Origin of the sequence: Pantoea sp. B550, from assembly GCF_024158165.1 — a bacterium.
GTDB lineage: Bacteria > Pseudomonadota > Gammaproteobacteria > Enterobacterales > Enterobacteriaceae > Pantoea > Pantoea alfalfae.
The window spans coordinates 2396290-2414332 of sequence record NZ_JAMYXI010000003.1 but is presented as its reverse complement, the minus strand read 5'-3'; the positions used below and the strand labels follow the sequence as shown (position 1 = coordinate 2414332).

General features: G+C 53.1%; 25 protein-coding genes. 13 read left to right on the top strand and 12 right to left on the bottom strand.

Annotation, left to right across the window (positions count from 1 at the left end):
• Positions 1-46: 46 nt before the first annotated feature.
• The 3 genes from cgtA to rplU all read right to left on the bottom strand — a co-directional run bounded on the left by cgtA (position 47) and on the right by rplU (position 2048).
• Positions 47-1219 carry an Obg family GTPase CgtA gene (gene cgtA, locus NIM72_RS14245; protein WP_013359890.1) on the bottom strand — a complete coding sequence of 391 codons (1173 nt, stop codon included), beginning with the start codon at positions 1217-1219 and terminating at the stop codon, positions 47-49.
• Between the two features lie 244 nt (positions 1220-1463).
• Complete coding sequence (gene rpmA, locus NIM72_RS14240) at positions 1464-1721, bottom strand: 50S ribosomal protein L27 (protein ID WP_003851093.1); 258 nt, start codon at positions 1719-1721, stop codon at positions 1464-1466.
• 15 nt (positions 1722-1736) lie between these two features.
• On the bottom strand, positions 1737-2048 hold the full coding sequence (gene rplU, locus NIM72_RS14235; protein ID WP_008925416.1) for a 50S ribosomal protein L21: 312 nt from the start codon (positions 2046-2048) through the stop codon (positions 1737-1739).
• Between the two features lie 256 nt (positions 2049-2304).
• Here rplU and ispB point away from each other — a divergent pair, with 256 nt between their 5' ends.
• Both ispB and NIM72_RS14225 read left to right on the top strand, forming a co-directional pair.
• The gene (gene ispB / locus NIM72_RS14230; RefSeq protein ID WP_253420830.1) at positions 2305-3276 is read left to right on the top strand and encodes an octaprenyl diphosphate synthase; all 972 of its coding nucleotides are present in this window, start codon (positions 2305-2307) and stop codon (positions 3274-3276) included.
• 237 nt (positions 3277-3513) lie between these two features.
• Positions 3514-3798 carry a helix-turn-helix transcriptional regulator gene (locus NIM72_RS14225; protein ID WP_161731808.1) on the top strand — a complete coding sequence of 95 codons (285 nt, stop codon included), beginning with the start codon at positions 3514-3516 and terminating at the stop codon, positions 3796-3798.
• 72 nt (positions 3799-3870) lie between these two features.
• Here the strand turns inward: NIM72_RS14225 and murA are convergent, their stop codons facing one another.
• The 8 genes from murA to NIM72_RS14185 all read right to left on the bottom strand — a co-directional run bounded on the left by murA (position 3871) and on the right by NIM72_RS14185 (position 8905).
• Positions 3871-5130 (bottom strand): UDP-N-acetylglucosamine 1-carboxyvinyltransferase, encoded by a 1260-nt coding sequence (murA, locus tag NIM72_RS14220; protein ID WP_161731806.1) that lies wholly within the window; start codon positions 5128-5130, stop codon positions 3871-3873.
• Positions 5131-5196: 66 nt separating this feature from the next.
• On the bottom strand, positions 5197-5454 hold the full coding sequence (gene ibaG / locus NIM72_RS14215) for a BolA family iron metabolism protein IbaG (RefSeq protein WP_010251880.1): 258 nt from the start codon (positions 5452-5454) through the stop codon (positions 5197-5199).
• A gap of 113 nt (positions 5455-5567) precedes the next feature.
• Complete coding sequence (gene mlaB / locus NIM72_RS14210; RefSeq protein WP_010251883.1) at positions 5568-5873, bottom strand: lipid asymmetry maintenance protein MlaB; 306 nt, start codon at positions 5871-5873, stop codon at positions 5568-5570.
• Complete coding sequence (mlaC, locus tag NIM72_RS14205) at positions 5873-6508, bottom strand: phospholipid-binding protein MlaC (RefSeq protein WP_161731804.1); 636 nt, start codon at positions 6506-6508, stop codon at positions 5873-5875. The genes mlaB and mlaC overlap by 1 nt, the downstream gene beginning before the upstream one ends.
• A gap of 15 nt (positions 6509-6523) precedes the next feature.
• The gene (mlaD, locus tag NIM72_RS14200) at positions 6524-7069 is read right to left on the bottom strand and encodes an outer membrane lipid asymmetry maintenance protein MlaD (protein ID WP_161731802.1); all 546 of its coding nucleotides are present in this window, start codon (positions 7067-7069) and stop codon (positions 6524-6526) included.
• A 4-nt stretch (positions 7070-7073) separates the two neighbouring features.
• Positions 7074-7856: a lipid asymmetry maintenance ABC transporter permease subunit MlaE gene (gene mlaE, locus NIM72_RS14195; RefSeq protein ID WP_161731800.1), complete on the bottom strand. Its 783-nt coding sequence runs from the start codon at positions 7854-7856 to the stop codon at positions 7074-7076.
• 4 nt (positions 7857-7860) lie between these two features.
• Positions 7861-8676, bottom strand: coding sequence for a phospholipid ABC transporter ATP-binding protein MlaF (gene mlaF / locus NIM72_RS14190; RefSeq protein WP_253420826.1), 816 nt, complete (start codon positions 8674-8676; stop codon positions 7861-7863).
• Entirely contained in the window at positions 8648-8905 is a 258-nt protein-coding gene (locus NIM72_RS14185; RefSeq protein WP_161731798.1) for a hypothetical protein, read from the bottom strand. The genes mlaF and NIM72_RS14185 overlap by 29 nt, the downstream gene beginning before the upstream one ends.
• Here NIM72_RS14185 and NIM72_RS14180 point away from each other — a divergent pair.
• From NIM72_RS14180 to npr, 11 genes are all read left to right on the top strand, one after another.
• Positions 8904-9884, top strand: coding sequence for a calcium/sodium antiporter (locus NIM72_RS14180; protein ID WP_033731280.1), 981 nt, complete (start codon positions 8904-8906; stop codon positions 9882-9884). The two genes, NIM72_RS14185 and NIM72_RS14180, sit on opposite strands and share 2 nt — an antisense overlap.
• 16 nt (positions 9885-9900) lie before the next feature.
• A complete protein-coding gene (gene kdsD, locus NIM72_RS14175; protein WP_161731794.1) occupies positions 9901-10884 on the top strand; it encodes an arabinose-5-phosphate isomerase KdsD in 984 nt (327 codons plus the stop codon).
• Positions 10885-10897: 13 nt separating this feature from the next.
• Complete coding sequence (gene kdsC / locus NIM72_RS14170) at positions 10898-11464, top strand: 3-deoxy-manno-octulosonate-8-phosphatase KdsC (protein ID WP_253420823.1); 567 nt, start codon at positions 10898-10900, stop codon at positions 11462-11464.
• Entirely contained in the window at positions 11461-12033 is a 573-nt protein-coding gene (gene lptC / locus NIM72_RS14165; RefSeq protein WP_161731790.1) for an LPS export ABC transporter periplasmic protein LptC, read from the top strand. The genes kdsC and lptC overlap by 4 nt, the downstream gene beginning before the upstream one ends.
• On the top strand, positions 12008-12559 hold the full coding sequence (lptA, locus tag NIM72_RS14160) for a lipopolysaccharide ABC transporter substrate-binding protein LptA (RefSeq protein WP_033731276.1): 552 nt from the start codon (positions 12008-12010) through the stop codon (positions 12557-12559). The genes lptC and lptA overlap by 26 nt, the downstream gene beginning before the upstream one ends.
• 5 nt (positions 12560-12564) lie before the next feature.
• Complete coding sequence (gene lptB, locus NIM72_RS14155; protein WP_009092467.1) at positions 12565-13290, top strand: LPS export ABC transporter ATP-binding protein; 726 nt, start codon at positions 12565-12567, stop codon at positions 13288-13290.
• A gap of 48 nt (positions 13291-13338) precedes the next feature.
• The gene (rpoN, locus tag NIM72_RS14150) at positions 13339-14772 is read left to right on the top strand and encodes an RNA polymerase factor sigma-54 (protein WP_161731788.1); all 1434 of its coding nucleotides are present in this window, start codon (positions 13339-13341) and stop codon (positions 14770-14772) included.
• A 21-nt stretch (positions 14773-14793) separates the two neighbouring features.
• Positions 14794-15081: a ribosome hibernation promoting factor gene (gene hpf, locus NIM72_RS14145; protein WP_161731786.1), complete on the top strand. Its 288-nt coding sequence runs from the start codon at positions 14794-14796 to the stop codon at positions 15079-15081.
• Positions 15082-15231: 150 nt separating this feature from the next.
• On the top strand, positions 15232-15711 hold the full coding sequence (gene ptsN, locus NIM72_RS14140; protein WP_013359876.1) for a PTS IIA-like nitrogen regulatory protein PtsN: 480 nt from the start codon (positions 15232-15234) through the stop codon (positions 15709-15711).
• A gap of 47 nt (positions 15712-15758) precedes the next feature.
• The gene (gene rapZ / locus NIM72_RS14135; protein ID WP_010251920.1) at positions 15759-16613 is read left to right on the top strand and encodes an RNase adapter RapZ; all 855 of its coding nucleotides are present in this window, start codon (positions 15759-15761) and stop codon (positions 16611-16613) included.
• Positions 16610-16882 carry a PTS phosphocarrier protein NPr gene (npr, locus tag NIM72_RS14130; protein ID WP_010251923.1) on the top strand — a complete coding sequence of 91 codons (273 nt, stop codon included), beginning with the start codon at positions 16610-16612 and terminating at the stop codon, positions 16880-16882. The genes rapZ and npr overlap by 4 nt, the downstream gene beginning before the upstream one ends.
• Before the next feature lie 3 nt (positions 16883-16885).
• Here npr and mtgA read toward each other — a convergent pair whose 3' ends face one another.
• The gene (mtgA, locus tag NIM72_RS14125) at positions 16886-17605 is read right to left on the bottom strand and encodes a monofunctional biosynthetic peptidoglycan transglycosylase (RefSeq protein ID WP_161731784.1); all 720 of its coding nucleotides are present in this window, start codon (positions 17603-17605) and stop codon (positions 16886-16888) included.
• Positions 17606-18043: the final 438 nt, after the last annotated feature.

Below are 18043 nucleotides of genomic sequence, written 5' to 3'. Positions count from 1 at the left end.
GCACTGAAAGGGGGGCATCGCATATCACGCAGTAGCAGGCGATCGGTTAACGCTGATAGATAATTTCAACGCCTTCGTCGTCTTCATCATCCCAGTCGTCATCCCACTCTTCATCTTCCACTTCGACCGTGTTTTCAATGGTTTCTTTGTGGTAATCATCCCACATGAATTCCACTTTCTCCGGCTGCTTCTCTTCAAGCTCCGCTTCTTTCGGGTTAGCGTTGATGAAGCTCATCACGTCCCAGCAGAGTTCTTTGACGCCGGTCTGGCTTGCGGCAGAGATCAGGTAATACTTATCTTCCCAGCCCAGCGCTTCAGCAACCGCTTTAGCCCGTGACTGCGCTTCTTCTTCACTGATTAGATCAATTTTGTTGAAGACCAGCCAGCGTGGTTTGTTGAACAGCTTCTCGCTATATTTTTCCAGCTCGCCGAGGATGATACGGGCATTTTCAACCGGATCGCTTTCATCAATAGGGTCGATGTCGATCAGGTGAAGCAACACGCGGCAGCGTTCAAGGTGCTTCAGGAAGCGAATGCCGAGGCCTGCGCCCTCTGCTGCACCTTCAATCAGACCCGGAATATCGGCCACGACGAAGCTCTGCTCGCTGTCCATACGCACTACGCCCAGGCTTGGCACCAGGGTGGTAAACGGATAGTCCGCTACTTTAGGTTTGGCTGCCGAGACGGCACGAATAAAGGTCGATTTACCGGCATTCGGTAAGCCCAGCATCCCGACGTCCGCCAGCAGCATCAGCTCCAGCTGCAGGTCACGCTTTTCACCTGGGGTACCCATGGTTTTCTGGCGCGGACTGCGGTTCACTGACGATTTGAAACGGGTGTTGCCCAGGCCATGCCAGCCGCCTTTACCGACCATCAGTTTCTGGCCGTGGCGCGTCATGTCGCCGAGTGTCTCACCGGTACCCTGGTCGATAACCCGGGTGCCGACCGGCACTTTAACTTCGATATCTTTACCACGTTTACCGGTACAGTCGCGGCTCTGGCCGTTCTGCCCACGCTCGGCGCGGAAAGATTTTTCGAAACGATAATCGATAAGGGTATTGAGGTTTTCATCAGCGATCAGATAAACGTCACCGCCGTCACCACCATCACCCCCGTCAGGGCCGCCTCTCGGGATATATTTTTCGCGGCGGAAGCTTACGCAACCATTACCGCCATCACCGGCGACGACCAGAATTGTCGCTTCATCAACAAACTTCATTTTTTAAATCTCCGTCACACAATCGTCTGCAGCACTCTGCAGACGGGTCCGCCAGGGTCTTCTGCGCTGACCAGCGGCGGATAAATCAGGATTGGCTTTCGCCAGTGCGTACACAAAGTGTACAGCAAACTTTTGTGATGCGTCGCTTTTACCGCGACAGACCGCAGAATGTAAAAAGCCCCGCAGGAGCTGCGGGGCCTTCAATTCGTGCGTTCAGACGTCAGACGTCTGCGTCACGACAACCTTACTCAGCAACGATGCTGATGTATTTACGGTTGTTCGGACCTTTAACTTCGAACTGTACTTTGCCGTCTGCGGTAGCAAACAGGGTGTGGTCACGACCACAACCTACATTGGTACCGGCGTGGAATTTGGTGCCACGCTGACGAACGATGATGCTACCTGCCAGAACAGATTCACCACCGAAACGTTTTACACCCAGACGTTTTGCATTGGAGTCACGACCATTTCGAGTCGAACCACCAGCCTTTTTATGTGCCATTTGTCAGATCTCCTCTTACGCCGTGATACCAGTGATTTTCACATCAGTGAACCACTGGCGATGGCCTGCTTGCTTACGGTAGTGCTTACGACGACGAAACTTAACAATCTTAATTTTTTCGCCACGACCGTGAGCAACAACTTCTGCCTTGATCATTCCGCCTGAAACCAGTGGCGCGCCGATTTTCACGTCTTCGCCATTAGCAATCATCAGAACCTGGTCAAACTCAATCGTTTCACCGGTTGCGATGTCCAGCTTTTCCAGGCGAACGGTCTGACCTTCGCTTACTCGGTGTTGTTTACCACCACTTTGGAAAACCGCGTACATATAAAACTCCGCTTCTGCGCTTGCCTTTTAGTTCATCAGGCGGCGCGCTAAATATTCACAATAGGGCGCGAATTCTACGCAAAACTCCAGAAGAAGACAAGAGCACTTTGCACACTCTTGCAGAAAAAAAACACAGGCTGAATGCAACCGTTTCTCAGGCACAAAATTCAAGTACAATCAGTAACAGATTACCTGAACGCTGGCTGGGTAAACCACTTACCATGGCAGAGATAACGAGTCATAGCTGAAAAGACGAATGAACTTAGAACAGATTAATGAATTAACCGCACAGGATATGGCTGCCGTTAACCAGACCATCCTCGACCAGCTGAATTCGGATGTCTCGCTCATCAACCAGTTGGGCTACTACATCATCAGTGGTGGGGGCAAGCGTATCCGTCCCATGATTGCCGTGCTATCCGCACGTGCCATGGGCTACAAGGGCGACCTGCACGTGACCAATGCGGCGCTGATCGAATTTATCCACACCGCCACGCTGCTGCATGACGATGTCGTGGATGAATCCGATATGCGTCGTGGCAAAGCGACCGCGAACGCGGCGTTTGGCAATGCGGCAAGCGTGCTGGTCGGTGATTTTATTTACACTCGTGCCTTCCAGATGATGACCAGCATGGGGTCGCTGCGTATCCTGGCGCTGATGTCAGAAGCAGTAAACGTCATTGCTGAGGGCGAAGTCCTGCAGCTGATGAACGTTAACGATCCCGACATTACCGAAGAGAGCTACATGCACGTGATTTACAGTAAGACCGCGCGCCTGTTTGAAGCAGCCTCACAGGCTTCGGCGATACTGGCTGAAGCCACGCCTGAAGAGGAAAAGGCGCTACAGGATTATGGGCGCTATCTGGGTACTGCTTTCCAGTTAATTGACGATTTGCTGGATTACAGTGCTGACGGCGAGACGCTGGGTAAAAATACCGGCGATGACCTGAGCGAAGGCAAACCGACGCTGCCGCTGCTGCATGCCATGCAGCACGGCTCGCCTGAACAGGCGAAGATGATCCGTGAAGCTATTGAGCAGGGAAATGGCCGCCATCTGCTTGAGCCGGTGCTGGAGGCGATGAATCAGTGTGGTTCGCTGGAATGGACGCGCAGCCGCGCGGAACAGGAAGCGGATAAAGCGATTGAAGCCTTGCGGATTCTGCCCGAATCCCCCTGGCGCAGCGCGCTGGAGTCGCTGGCACACATGTCAGTTCAGCGCGACTTCTGATCCCTCACGGAGCCTGCCGGGCTCCGTTTTTACGACCCTGCTCTCACTTCTTTTTGTTCCCTATTAGCTATTGCACTCCTGTTGCGTGCCACGACACAGACCAGAAGCTGGATCCAAATATTACTGGAAATTATCAGGAAACATTTGCTATAAAATTCTGACTATTTCCAGATAATGGTAAAAGGAAAACCAGCATCTCGCTGGACGATGCAATGACAAGGAAAAGGAGAACAGGTTATGCAAGAAAGAAAGGAAGACTGGCACCCGGCTGACATTATCGCGGCGCTGCATAAGCGTGGTATGACACTGGCGGCGCTGTCACGCGCAGCAGGCCTGAGTTCATCAACGCTGGCTAATGCACTGACGCGTCCCTGGCCCAAAGGCGAATGGCTGATTGCCGACGCGATTAAGGTTCATCCCAGTGAGATCTGGCCCAGCCGCTATTACGATCCCGATACAAACTGTCTGCTGGATCGCAGAAAACGTATCCGGACGCCTGCCGATCAGACGGATAATGCCTGAGATCTCAGGCGATCCTCAGGCGAAAAAAAACCAGCCCCCGCGGGGGCTGGCTATTTCAGCGCATCTGCAGAACTACTCTTCGCTGACGCGCTCGATGTTCGCGCCCATCGCTTTCAGCTTATCTTCGATGTGCTCATAGCCACGATCAATATGATAAATGCGATCAACGAACGTCGTTCCTTCCGCAATGCAACCTGCCAGAACCAGGCTGGCAGACGCACGCAAATCGGTCGCCATCACCTGCGCACCTGAAAGGGTTTCAACCCCGTGACAGATCGCTGTGTTGCTCTCAATCTCAGCATGTCCGCCCATACGAATCAGTTCCGGAATATGCATGAAACGGTTTTCAAAAATGGTTTCGGTAATCACGCCTGTGCCTTCCGCAACCATATTTAACAGAGTGAACTGCGCCTGCATATCGGTCGGGAAACCCGGATGCGGTGCGGTGCGCACATTGACCGCTTTTGGTCGCTTGCCATGCATATCCAGACTGATCCAGTCTTCACCGGTTTCGATATCGGCACCCGCATCACGCAACTTCGCCAGCACTGCATCCAGCGTATCGGGCTGAGTTTTATGACACATTACTTTACCGCCTGAAATAGCGGCAGCCACCAGGAAAGTACCGGTTTCGATACGATCGGGCAGGACGGTATAGACACCGCCACCCAGACGCTCTACGCCTTCGATAGTAATTTTGTCGCTGCCTGCACCACTGATTTTAGCGCCCAGGGTATTAAGGAAGTTGGCTGTATCGACAATTTCCGGTTCACGCGCCGCATTCTCGATTACGGTAGTACCAGTCGCCAGCGTTGCAGCACTCATGATGGTCACGGTTGCGCCAACGCTGATTTTGTCCATGACAATCAGCGCGCCCTTCAGGCGGCCATTGACTGACGCTTTAACATAGCCCTCTTCCAGCTTGATCTCGGCACCCAGCTGTTCCAGACCGGTAATGTGCAGGTCAACCGGGCGCGCGCCAATCGCGCAGCCACCCGGCAGGGAAACCTGACCCTGACCAAAACGTGCCACCAGTGGACCCAGCGCCCAGATTGAGGCACGCATGGTTTTGACCAGATCGTAAGGCGCACAGAATACATCTACCGCGCTGGCATCGACATGCACAGAACCGTTGCGTTCCACCTTCGCACCCAGCTGGCTCAGCAGCTTCATGGTGGTATCAATGTCGCGCAGCTTTGGCACATTCTGGATCTCAACCGGCTCTTCAGCCAGCAGGGCAGCAAACAGAATAGGAAGCGCGGCGTTCTTCGCCCCGGAAATGGTTACTTCACCACTTAAGCGGGTGGGGCCTTGCACACGAAATTTGTCCATTAACACGGCTCTCAATTAACTAGCTAAAGATTGGACTCGCCAGCGACGAGTTCACCACGCTGGGGATCAGAAACCGTTGAGTTTACGGTCACGCGCCCATTCAGCGGGAGTATAGGTTTTGATAGAGACAGCATGAATGCGGTTATCCGCAATAAATTCCATCAGCGGCGCGTAGACAGCCTGCTGCTTTTTGACGCGGCTCAGTTCGCCAAACAGTTCGCCTACGGCGATCACCTGAAAATGGCTGCCATCATTGCTCATCACGTGCACTTCGTCTAAAGGCAATGCTGCCATCAGCACGGCCTGAATTTCACTGTTTTCCATTGGGCTTAACTTCACTTAATAATAATAAGGCTGACATAGTAGAGGAAAGCGGCTGACTCTTAAATACGCAAAAGCCCCTGTTGAAAACAGGGGCTTAGCATAACAACCGGAAATCAGGCGCTTTTATCCGCAGAAACAATAATCTGTTGCAGATTGTAAAGCGTAATCAGCGAATGCAGTTTGTCGCTGATGCCCGTAAAGCGAGGGGTAATACCCTGTGCCCGTGCGATTTCCCGCAGGTGCACCAGCAGGGCAAGTCCGGAAGAGTCCACACGCTCCAGCGCCGCGACATCGATGGTATCGACATCTTTAATCAGCGTCTCACGTTGCTGCCACAGGCTCATTAACGTGTCGCGATCCAGTTCGCCTTTCAGCAATAGCGTGCTGGCTTCCCGCTCCCAGCGTAACGATTCGTGCATTATTTTTGTTTATCCAGCGTGATGGGCTGTGCCGCAGAGGATTTCAGTTGCGCTGTCAGACCATCGATACCTTTAGTACGCAACAGATCGCTCCACTCATTTTGTTTGGTGGTGATCATGCTGACGCCTTCAGCGATCATGTCATAAGCCTGCCAGTTACCGCTCTGGCTGTTTTTACGCCACTGGAAGTCGAGGCGAACCGGTGGGCGACCATTTGGATCGATAATGGAGACCCGAATGGCGACAATCTGAGCATCGCCCAATGGCTGCTCAGGCTGAATCTGGTAGCTCTGACCGTTGTAGAGTGCCAGAGCCTGACCATAAGCCTGTGCCAGATAGTCACCAAAGGCGCTGAAGTAGGCTTCACGCTGCGCCGGGGTCGAATCACGATAGTAGCGGCCCAACACTAACGCGCCCGCATATTTGATCTGTACATAGGGCAGCAGCTCCTGACGCACAATCTGACGCAGGTAGTTTGGATCCTGCTTGATTTTAGGCTGCTCATTTTTAAGACGGGTAAAGGTCTTTTCCGCCGCTTCGTTCATCAGCTTGTAGGGATTGCTTTGATCGGCCGCTGTCGCCGTTAGCGGTACGGCAACCACCAGCATGGCAATCATCAGTAAACGTTTAAACATGGTATACCCTCTTCTTTAAGGTTGAGCCGGTGCCGCAGGCGCAGCACTGTCGCCTTCCTGCGCATCCTTGTTGTCACTGTTTTGTTTGTTATCGCCGCTCTTGTAAAGGAACTGGCCAATCAGGTCTTCAAGCACCATGGCTGACTTGGTATCGCGTAGCGTATCGCCATCTTTCAGCATCGCCGAACCGAGTTCAGGATCGTCAAAGCCTAAGTTGAGCGCCAGAAACTGCTCACCCAGCAGTCCCTGCGTGCGTATCGCCAGCGAGCTGGTGTCTGAAATTTTATTCGCATACTGATCGCTGATCTCCATCGTGACACGTGGCAGCAGCGTTTTCGATTCAAGCTCAATGTCCGTTACCCGGCCAATCACTACACCGCCAATTTTGACCGGCGAACTGGCTTTCAGGCCGCCGATATTGTCAAACGTGGCGTAAAGTTTCCACGTTGGCTCTGTGCCCATCGACTTTAAATCGGCGACGCGCAGACAGAGAAACAATGCGGCGATCAACGCCATAATCATAAAAATGCCAACCCAGATTTCGCTTTTTTTGCTTTGCATTGCATCAATTCCCAAACATCAGTGCTGTCAGCACAAAATCCAACCCGAGCACCGCCAGTGAAGCATGTACTACGGTACGCGTTGTCGCGCGACTGATCCCTTCAGAAGTGGGAATCGCGTCATAGCCATTAAAAAGAGCAATCCAGGTAACCGTCACGGCAAAGACGGTGCTTTTGATGATGCAGTTAACAACGTCGGTGCGGAAATCGACCGCGTTCTGCATGGCTGACCAGAAGAAACCAGGATCGATTCCCTTCCAGCTCACGCCAACCAGTGCACCGCCAGCGATGCCAACGGCAGTAAAGATCAGTGCGAGTAGCGGCATGCTAATAAAACCGGCCCAGAAGCGCGGCGAAACAACGCGACGCAACGGATCCACCGCCATCATCTCCATGCTGGAGAGCTGTTCAGTGGCTTTCATCAGACCGATTTCAGCCGTGAGCGCCGAGCCTGCCCGTCCGGCAAACAGCAGCGCGGTCACGACCGGCCCCAGCTCACGCAGCAACGACAGCGCCACCAGCATACCCAGACTGGTTTCAGCACCGTATGTGGTGAGTACCAGATAACCCTGAAGTCCGAGTACCATGCCGATAAACAGGCCAGACACCACAATAATCAGTAACGACAACACGCCAACACTATAGAGCTGTTTAATCAGTAGCGGCGAATGTCTGCGAAACGCGGGTTTTCCTACCAGCGCGTGAAACAGCATTAATCCTGCGCGTCCAAAACTGGCGCACGTTTCAATTCCCTGACGACCGAATGACGCCAGCGCCTTCAAGACCATCTGTTTAGTTACTCCCTGAGCCGGTTAAATCAGAGAGATAGTCGCCGGCAGGAAAACGGAAGGGAACCGGACCATCCGCATCGCCATCAATAAACTGGCGGACGCGCGGGTCATTATTCTCTCGCAGTTCCGGTGTGGTGCCGTGTGCGATAATTTTTTGTCCGGCCACGATATAGGCATAGTCCGCGATACTCAGTACTTCCGGTACGTCGTGCGAGACCACAATACAGGTCAGGCCCAGAGCATGGTTAAGTTCGTCGATCAATTTTACCAGCACGCCCATAGTAATGGGATCCTGACCGACAAAGGGTTCGTCGAACATGATCAGCTCCGGTTCAAGGGCAATCGCGCGCGCCAGCGCCACACGACGCGCCATTCCGCCCGACAGCTCAGCCGGTTTAAGTTGAGCTGCACCACGCAGACCCACGGCTTCCAGCTTCATTAATACCGTGCTGTGCAGAATAGGTGCGGGAAGACGGGTATGTTCGCGCAGCGGCCAGGCGACATTTTCATAGACCGTTAAGTCAGTAAATAGCGCGCCAGACTGGAACAGCATGCTCATCTTTTTGCGCGCTTCGTACAATTTAGCGCGAGACAATGACGGAATGTTTTCGCCACGGAAAAAGATTTCCCCGCTAGTTGGCTGAAGTTGCCCCCCAATCAAGCGTAGCAGAGTGGTTTTTCCTATTCCCGACGGTCCCATTATCGCCGTCACTTTGCCTTTTGGCACGGTCAGCGAAATGTCGTCGAAGATGGTGCGATCTCCGCGCGAAAAACTCACGCCACGAACCTCAACCAGATTCGTTTGCTGCTGGATCATTATTACCTCTTGTAAGGATCGGGCGTAAACATGGGGTACGATGGTAGCCTGTTCGGTCCTGATTCACGATAGCTTTACAGAAACTTACCGCTAAGATTTGGCGAAAATGGTCATTAAATTTACTTTTGCCGTTCAGACGGTCAAAATCAGCGGCTGTCTCGCCAAACAGAACCTTAAACCGGTCGGGAAAGGCATTGCCGGCCTGGGTTTTTACGCAAGGATTTTTCATGTTCGTAGCTTCTGCACTGCTGATTATCGGTTTGCTTTTACTGGCATATGGTGCCGATCGTCTGGTGTTTAGCGCCTCTATATTGTGTCGATCATTTGGCATCCCGCCACTGATCATTGGCATGACCGTTGTCAGCATAGGCACCTCGCTGCCAGAAATGATCCTCTCCTTTTCTGCGGCCCAGCATGGCCAGATGGATCTGGCTGTTGGTACCGCGCTTGGCTCGAATATTACCAACATTTTACTCATTCTCGGTGCCGCTGCGCTAATGCATCCACTCAGCGTTCATTCTAATCTGATACGTCGTGAACTGCCGTTGATGTTGCTGGTTACCCTGCTCAGCGGATTCATGCTGTTTGACAATCAGCTTAGTCGACTGGATGGAATTGGCTTGATCGCCATCGCCGCTATTTATCTGATGGTGGTGATTCGCATTGCGCGTAAAGCAGAACGGGACAACAACGACACCCTGACGCGCGAGCAGCTGGCCGAGCTGCCCCGCGAAGAGAGCGGAAATACGGTGGCCTTCCTCTGGCTGGCCGTCGCGCTGATTATCCTGCCGATGTCGACCCGGATGGTGATCGACAATGCCACCGCCTTTGCCGACTACTTTGGCGTCAGCGAACTGGTGATGGGCCTGACGCTTATCGCCGTGGGCACCAGCCTGCCCGAGCTGGCGACGGTGATTGCCGGGGCACTGAAAGGTGAAGATGATATCGCGATCGGCAACCTGATCGGCGCCAACATTTATAATATTGCTATCGTGCTGGGCCTGCCGGCGCTGATTCACCCCGGCAGTATCGACTATCACGCCTTTGCCCGTGATTACTGGGTGATGCTGGGGGTCAGCGTGCTGTTTGCCCTGCTCTGCCTGCTGCGTCGCCGACGCGTTGGCCGCATCGCCGGCCTGATTTTACTCTGTGGTTTCTTCGTCTGGGTGACGCTGCTGTGGATGCAGCCGGCATTCATGGACGGCTAACAAGGACAGACTCACTATGTCATATCAGCAACCAACAGCTTTTGATTTTCAGCAGGCGGGAAAAAACGTCCTGCGCATTGAGCGTGAAGGACTGGAACAGCTCGATCAATATATTAATGACGATTTCGCCCGCGCCTGCGCCCTGATCTACGCCTGCCAGGGGAAAGTGGTGGTGATGGGCATGGGCAAGTCTGGTCATATCGGCAAAAAAATGGCGGCGACCTTTGCCAGTACCGGCACGCCAGCGTTTTTTGTTCATCCGGCCGAAGCCAGCCATGGCGACCTGGGCATGGTGAGCAAAAATGATGTCGTGATCGCCATCTCCAACAGCGGTGAGTCGAACGAAATCCTCGCGCTGATTCCGGTGTTAAAACGCCAGCATATTGCGCTGATCTGCATAACCGGACGGCCTGACAGCGCGATGGGCCGGGTTGCCGATGTGCATCTGTGTGTCCATGTTCCCCAGGAAGCCTGCCCGTTAGGCCTTGCGCCAACCACCAGCACCACAGCCACACTGGTGATGGGCGACGCGCTGGCGGTTTCGTTACTTGAAGCGCGTGGATTCACGGCGGAAGATTTCGCCCTCTCCCATCCTGGCGGAGCGCTGGGCCGCAAACTACTGCTGCATGTATCCGATATCATGCACAGCGGCGATGAGCTGCCGCACGTCACCCGTGACGCCTCACTACGTGATGCGCTGCTGGAAATTACCCGCAAAAATCTGGGACTGACGGTCATTGTCGACGGTTTGATGAAAATTGAAGGTATCTTTACCGATGGTGACCTGCGCCGCATCTTTGATATGGGCATCGATTTTCAGCGCGCCACTATCGGGGAAGTGATGACGCCAGGTGGCATCCGCGTCCGGCCAAATATGCTGGCGGTTGAAGCCCTGAACCTGATGCAGACCAAAAACATTACCTCGATTCTGGTGGCCGATGACGATCATCTGCTCGGTGTGGTACATATGCATGACATGCTGCGCGCTGGCGTAGTCTGAACAGGAAAAGAAAATGCAACAGGCAATTCCCACGATTGACACCTGCTATGGACCGGTCAGTGCTGACGTCATGGCGTGCGCCAGCAACATTCGTCTGCTGATCTGCGACGTCGATGGCGTCATGTCCGACGGGGTGATCTACATGGGGAACAATGGCGAAGAGCTGAAAGCCTTCAACGTGCGGGATGGTTACGGTGTACGCTGTTTACTGACCGCCGATGTGGAAGTGGCTATTATTACCGGCCGCAATGCCCGTCTGATGGAAGATCGCTGCAAAACGCTCGGCATCCGTCATCTTTATCAGGGACAATCCGATAAGCTTTTGGCCTATCGTGAACTTCTGGATAAACTGTCTCTCTCTGATGAGCAGGTCGCCTATATCGGTGACGACCTGATCGACTGGCCGGTTATGGCGAAAGTGGGATTAAGCGTGGCAGTAGCGGATGCACATCCGATTCTGTTGCCGCGCGCGCAGTATGTCACGCGGATTGCGGGTGGACGCGGCGCAGTACGCGAAGTATGTGACCTGATCTTAATGGCGCAGAACAAATTTGAGGATGCCAAAGGGCAATCAGTATGAGTAAAAGCAGGCGTTGGATAACGCTGATTCTGACCTTGATTGCACTGGTTTTGATCGGCTGGAATCTTACCAACCAGGATGGCGATAGCACGCCAGTCGGGACGAATGGTCAGTCGCCGACCTATACCAGTGACGATTCTCACACTGTGGTGTATAACCCGCAGGGCGCGCTGTCATATAAACTGGTCTCTGACAAAGTGACCTATTTCTCGGATGACGAGCTGAGCTGGTTCGACAATCCGGTAATGACCACCTTTGATGAGAACAAAGTTCCCACCTGGACGTTACGCGCAGATAAAGCAAAGCTCACCAAAGATCGTATGCTTTATCTGTATGGCCATGTTGAGCTGAATACGCTGACGCAGGATTCCCAGCTTGAGCGGATCAAAACCGATAATGCACAGATTAATCTTGTCACTCAGGACGTTACCTCTGATGACCAGGTGACATTGTATGGCCGCAGCTTTAACTCCACCGGCATGAAAATGCGCGGCAATTTACGGACAAAAAACGCCGAGTTAATCGAGAAGGTCAAAACCTCTTATGAAATTCAAAATGAACAAAAATAGCCTGAAGATTTTACTGGCCAGCATGTTACTGGCAACCAGCGTTCCGGCGCTGGCCCTGACCGGTGACTCGGACAAGCCCGTCAATATTGACTCGCAGAATCAGGCGCTGGATTTGCAGGGCAATGTCGCGACCTTTACCGGCAATGTCATCGTGACGCAGGGCTCTATCAAAATCACGGCGGACAAAGTCGTGGTGACCCGTCCGGGCGGCGACAGCAAGAAAACCATCGTTGACGCCTACGGTAATCCTGCCACTTTCTATCAGATGCAAGACAGCGGTAAGCCGGTTCAGGGCCATGCCTCAAAACTGCACTACGAACTGGCTAACGATTTCGTTGAACTGACCGGCAATGCGTTCATTGAACAGCAGGACAGCAACATCAAAGGTGATCGTATTACCTACCTGGTAAAAGAGCAGAAAATGCAGGCTTACAGCCAGGGCCAGAACAAGCGCGTCACGACCGTCCTGGTGCCGTCGCAACTTCAGGATAAAGGTTCGTCCAACAGCGGAAAGAAGAGTAACTGATAGCTATGGCCACATTAATCGCAGAAAACCTGGCGAAGGCATATAAAGGCCGTCGCGTGGTAGAAGATGTCAGTCTGCAGGTAAAGTCCGGCGAGATTGTCGGCCTGCTCGGCCCGAACGGGGCCGGTAAGACCACCACCTTTTACATGGTGGTAGGTATTGTCCCGCGTGACGCGGGCCGCATTGTTATTGATGATGAAGATATCAGTATCCTGCCGCTGCATGCACGTGCGCGCCGTGGCATCGGCTATCTGCCGCAGGAGGCATCGATTTTCCGTCGCCTCAGCGTCTACGATAACCTGATGGCGGTACTGCAGATTCGTGATGACCTGACCGAAGAGCAACGTCAGGATCGCGCCCGTGAGCTGATGGAAGAGTTTCACATCGAGCACCTGCGCGACAGCATGGGTCAGGCACTGTCGGGTGGTGAACGACGTCGTGTTGAGATTGCCCGCGCGCTGGCTGCCAATCCAAAGTTTATTCTGCTGGATGAACCTTTTGCCGGGGTTGACCCTATCTCCGTTATCGACATCAAGAAGATCATTGAGCATCTGCGTGACAGCGGCCTCGGCGTTTTGATTACCGACCACAACGTACGCGAAACGTTAGCGGTCTGTGAGCGGGCCTATATCGTCAGCCAGGGCCACCTGATTGCGCATGGTACACCCAATGAAATTCTTGCGGATGAGCAGGTTAAGCGGGTTTATTTGGGTGAAGAGTTCAGACTCTGATAAGGTGTCGTTAATACCGATGTTTACCTGGGAACTACCATCCTGTCTATGAAGCAAGGTTTACAACTCAGGTTCAGCCAACAGCTGGCAATGACTCCACAATTGCAGCAGGCGATTCGTCTGCTGCAACTCTCCACGCTTGAACTCCAGCAGGAGTTACAGCTTGCACTGGAAAGTAATCCACTGCTTGAGCAGACCGATCTGCATGATGAGATTGACTCCCGGGAATCGTCGGAAGCCGAAGCGCTGGATACACGTGAAGCGCTTGAGCAGAAAGAGATGCCTGATGAGCTGCCGCTGGATGCCACCTGGGATGAAATCTACACCGCTGGCACCCCTTCCGGCACGGGTACCGATTATCAGGATGATGAGTTACCTGTCTATCAGGGTGAAACCACGCAGTCACTGCAGGATTACCTGATGTGGCAGGTCGAATTGACGCCTTTCAGTGATACCGACCGCGCAATCGCGACGTCTATCGTCGATGCTATTGATGACACCGGATATCTCACCGTCTCGCTTGAGGAGATCCTCGACAGCATTGGCAACGATGAGCTTGAAGCGGATGAGGTTGAGGCGGTGCTGAAACGTATCCAGCGTTTTGACCCGATTGGTGTGGGCGCACGCGATTTGCGTGACTGTCTGCTGGTTCAGCTTTCGCAGTATGCACCAGAGACACCGATGCTGGCTGAAGCGCGCCTGATTGTCAGCGAACATCTCGATCTGCTGGCCAATCACGACTTCCGCAGCCTGATGCGCGTCACGCGCCTCAAAGAAGAGGTGCTGAAAGAGGCGATGCTGCTGATTCAGTCACTGGACCCGCGTCCGGGTCAGTCGATCAACACTGGCGAGCCGGAATATGTTATCCCCGACGTGCTGGTACGTAAGGTTGGCAACCGCTGGACGGTTGAACTCAATGCCGACAGCCTGCCACGTCTGAAGATTAATCAGCACTACGCGGCAATGGGTGGCGCAACGCGCAATGACAGCGACAGTCAGTTCATTCGCAGTAATCTGCAGGAAGCGCGCTGGCTGATTAAGAGTCTGGAAAGCCGTAATGACACGCTGCTGAAAGTCACGCGCTGTATCGTTGAGCAGCAGCAGGCGTTCTTCGAGCAGGGTGAAGAATTTATGCGTCCGATGGTGCTGGCCGATATCGCCCAGGCCGTTGAGATGCATGAATCGACCATTTCCCGTGTTACCACGCAGAAGTATCTGCACAGCCCGCGTGGCATTTTTGAACTGAAGTACTTTTTCTCCAGCCACGTTAATACGGAAGGTGGCGGCGAAGCCTCCTCTACCGCGATCCGGGCTCTGGTGAAGAAATTAATTTCGGCGGAAAACCCAGCCAAACCCTTGAGCGACAGTAAACTGACCTCCATGTTATCTGATCAGGGGATCATGGTGGCACGGCGTACCGTCGCCAAATATCGTGAGTCTTTATCCATCCCGCCATCGAACCAGCGTAAACAACTGGTTTGAAAGAAATGAGAAGGAAGACCTATGCAGCTGAACCTGACCGGGCAACATGTTGAAATCACGCCACCTTTGCGTGAATTCGTCAACAGTAAATTTGCCAAACTGGAACACTATTTTGAACATATCAATCAGGTCTATATTGTCCTGAAGGTTGAGAAAGTCACACAGGTGGCTGACGCAACACTCCACGTGAACGGTGGCGAGCTGCACGCCACGTCCGAAGCGGAAGATATGTATGCGGCAATTGATGGGCTGATTGATAAACTCGCCCGTCAGCTGACCAAACACAAAGATAAACTGAAAAAACACTAACCTTCACGCTAGCTACGCGCGCATGGCGCGCAGAGCCGACAGTATGGGGCGGATAATCCGCCCCGTTTTGTCATCTGAGCAAGCGCCGTTTGTCGCACATATCAGGGCGCTGGCGGTGAATGGCCTGGTGAACACGCAAGTGAAACGATAATGAACAACGATCTTACACTGGAATTGAGCACAGTGCTTTCGCCAGACTGCACCCGCAGCGGCGTACACTGCCAGAGCAAAAAACGTGCGCTGGAAATCATCAGCGAACTGGCCGCTAAGCAGCTCAACCTGCCGCACCAGACGCTTTTCGAAGCGATTCTGACCCGCGAACGTATGGGCAGTACCGGTATTGGTAACGGAATAGCCATTCCTCACGGCAAGCTGGAAGAGGATACACTGCGTGCGGTAGGGGTATTTATCAGCCTCGAGCAGCCGATTGCGTTTGATGCCGTCGACAACCAGCCGGTCGATCTGTTGTTTGCATTGCTGGTTCCGGCTGACCAGTGCAAAACACACCTGCACACCCTTTCACTGGTGGCAAAACGTCTGGCAGATAAAACGGTTTGTCGTCGTCTGCGTGCTGCGCAGAGTGATGAAGAACTCTATGCCATTATTACGGAAGTCCAGACAGAGCAGTAACGCGTCTTTACCGGCCCGGTGCCGGTTTTAAAACGGGAGAGAAGGTCATGGTGCTGATGATCGTTAGCGGTCGTTCAGGCTCGGGGAAGTCAGTGGCGCTCCGTGCGCTGGAAGATATGGGGTTCTACTGCGTTGATAACCTGCCGGTCGTGTTGCTGCCTGAGTTAGCCAACTCGCTGGCGGAACGCAATATTTCGGCGGCGGTCAGCATCGACGTCCGTAACATGCCTGAATCCCCGGAAATTTTTGAAACCGCGCTGAATAATCTGCCTGACACATTTTCACCTCAGTTGCTGTTTCTCGACGCCGATCGCAATACCCTGATTCGTCGTTACAGCGATACGCGCCGTCTGCATCCCCTCTCCAGCAAAAACCTGTCACTAGAGAGCGCGATTGATGAAGAGAGCGACCTGCTGGAGCCGCTGCGTTCACGTGCCGACCTGATCATCGACACCTCAGAGATGTCAGTGCATGAGCTGGCAGAGATGCTGCGTACCCGCCTGCTGGGCAAGCGTGAACGTGAGCTGACTATGGTGTTTGAGTCGTTTGGCTTCAAGCATGGCATTCCGATTGACGCTGACTATGTCTTTGACGTGCGCTTTCTGCCCAATCCCCACTGGGATCCTAAGCTGCGCCCGATGACCGGCCTCGATCGTCCGGTCGCGGCATTCCTTGACCGCCACACTGAAGTGCACAACTTTATCTACCAGACACGCAGCTATCTTGAACTCTGGCTGCCGATGCTGGAGACCAATAACCGTAGCTATCTTACCGTGGCAATTGGCTGTACTGGTGGCAAACACCGCTCAGTGTATATTGCAGAACAGCTGGCGGATTACTTCCGTTCGCGCGGTAAGAATGTACAGTCACGCCATCGCACGCTGGAAAAGCGCAAATCATGACCGTCAGACAAACTGTAGAAATCAAAAATAAGCTAGGCATGCACGCCCGTCCGGCGATGAAGTTGTTTGAGCTGGTGCAGAGCTTCGATGCCGAAGTATTGCTGCGCAACGAAGCGGGCACAGAAGCCGAAGCCAGCAGCGTGATTGCGCTGCTGATGCTCGACTCGGCTAAAGGCGGACACATAGAGATTGAAGCCAGCGGCCCGGAGGAGATCCCGGCGCTGGCAGCAGTCATTGAGCTGTTTGAAGCGGGTTTTGATGAAGACTAAGGCTTAGTCGAGCTTATTACGCTGCAGGAAGCCCTCACCGCCAAGCTGGCGCATCTGACGCATTATCCACTGCTGTCGCTCTCTGACGTAGCCTGAAGGTGCAGCAGCACGATAACGGATAGGATTAGGCAGAACCGCCGCCAGTAAAGCAGCATCGGCTGCAGTAAGCCGGCTGGCTGGCTTGTGGAAATAACGCTGTGAAGCTGCCTCAACGCCAAAGATACCCGGCCCGAACTCTGCAATATTGAGATAGACGGTCAGAATACGTCGCTTCGTCCAGACTGTCTCAATCCCTACTGTCAGCCCCGCTTCCAGACCTTTACGCACCCAGCTGCGGCCATCCCACAGAAACAGATTCTTGGCTGTCTGTTGTGACAATGTGGACGCCCCGCGCATCCGGCTATCGCTGTTATCCAGTACAGATTCAATCGCCGCGACATCGAACCCCCAGTGGTCCGGAAACTTTTGATCTTCGGAGGCAATAACGGCCAGCCCCATCCACGGCGAAATCTCATCATGTCCGACCCAGTCAGAATGGGCGACATAACTAAAGTCACCGTGTAACCAGGCACTAATTTGGCGTTCAGCCATCACCGCTGAAAACGGTACCGGTAAGAACGAAAAGAGTAATATTCCCGCCAGCCATACGCCCAGCCACACCAGCAGGATACGACCAATAATACGTCTGATACGCTGTCCGACGCTTCCTTTATGCTTGTTCATGCAATCTTCCCACACTTGTTTCAGACGTTAATCAATCACTCATGTAATCACTGCCAGAAAAGCAGCTTTTCCACAAATATCGCTGAAAACCTCACAACGGTTTCCAGACTTTATTCAATCATTTTGCATCAAAATGCTGCAACAGTTCGAAATAGTTCAAGGACTTCCAGAAAAAAGGAATCGGTTCCATTCATGGCTACTGCTTAGCATCTTTCCAGATAAACACTTAATAATGGATAATAAGCACCGGTTCAAATCATTCATTATGCTTAACTGTTATTATTTTATGAATGATGAGCCGCCCAAAGCTTAAACAGAATCATGCTTATAACGTATAAATAAACAGCGCTTAACAGCATCACTCAACGTTGCTATGGCCCTGGTGACTTTCAGCAAGCACAATGATGTCAGCGCAATGAAAGGGCAAAGTTTTAGATT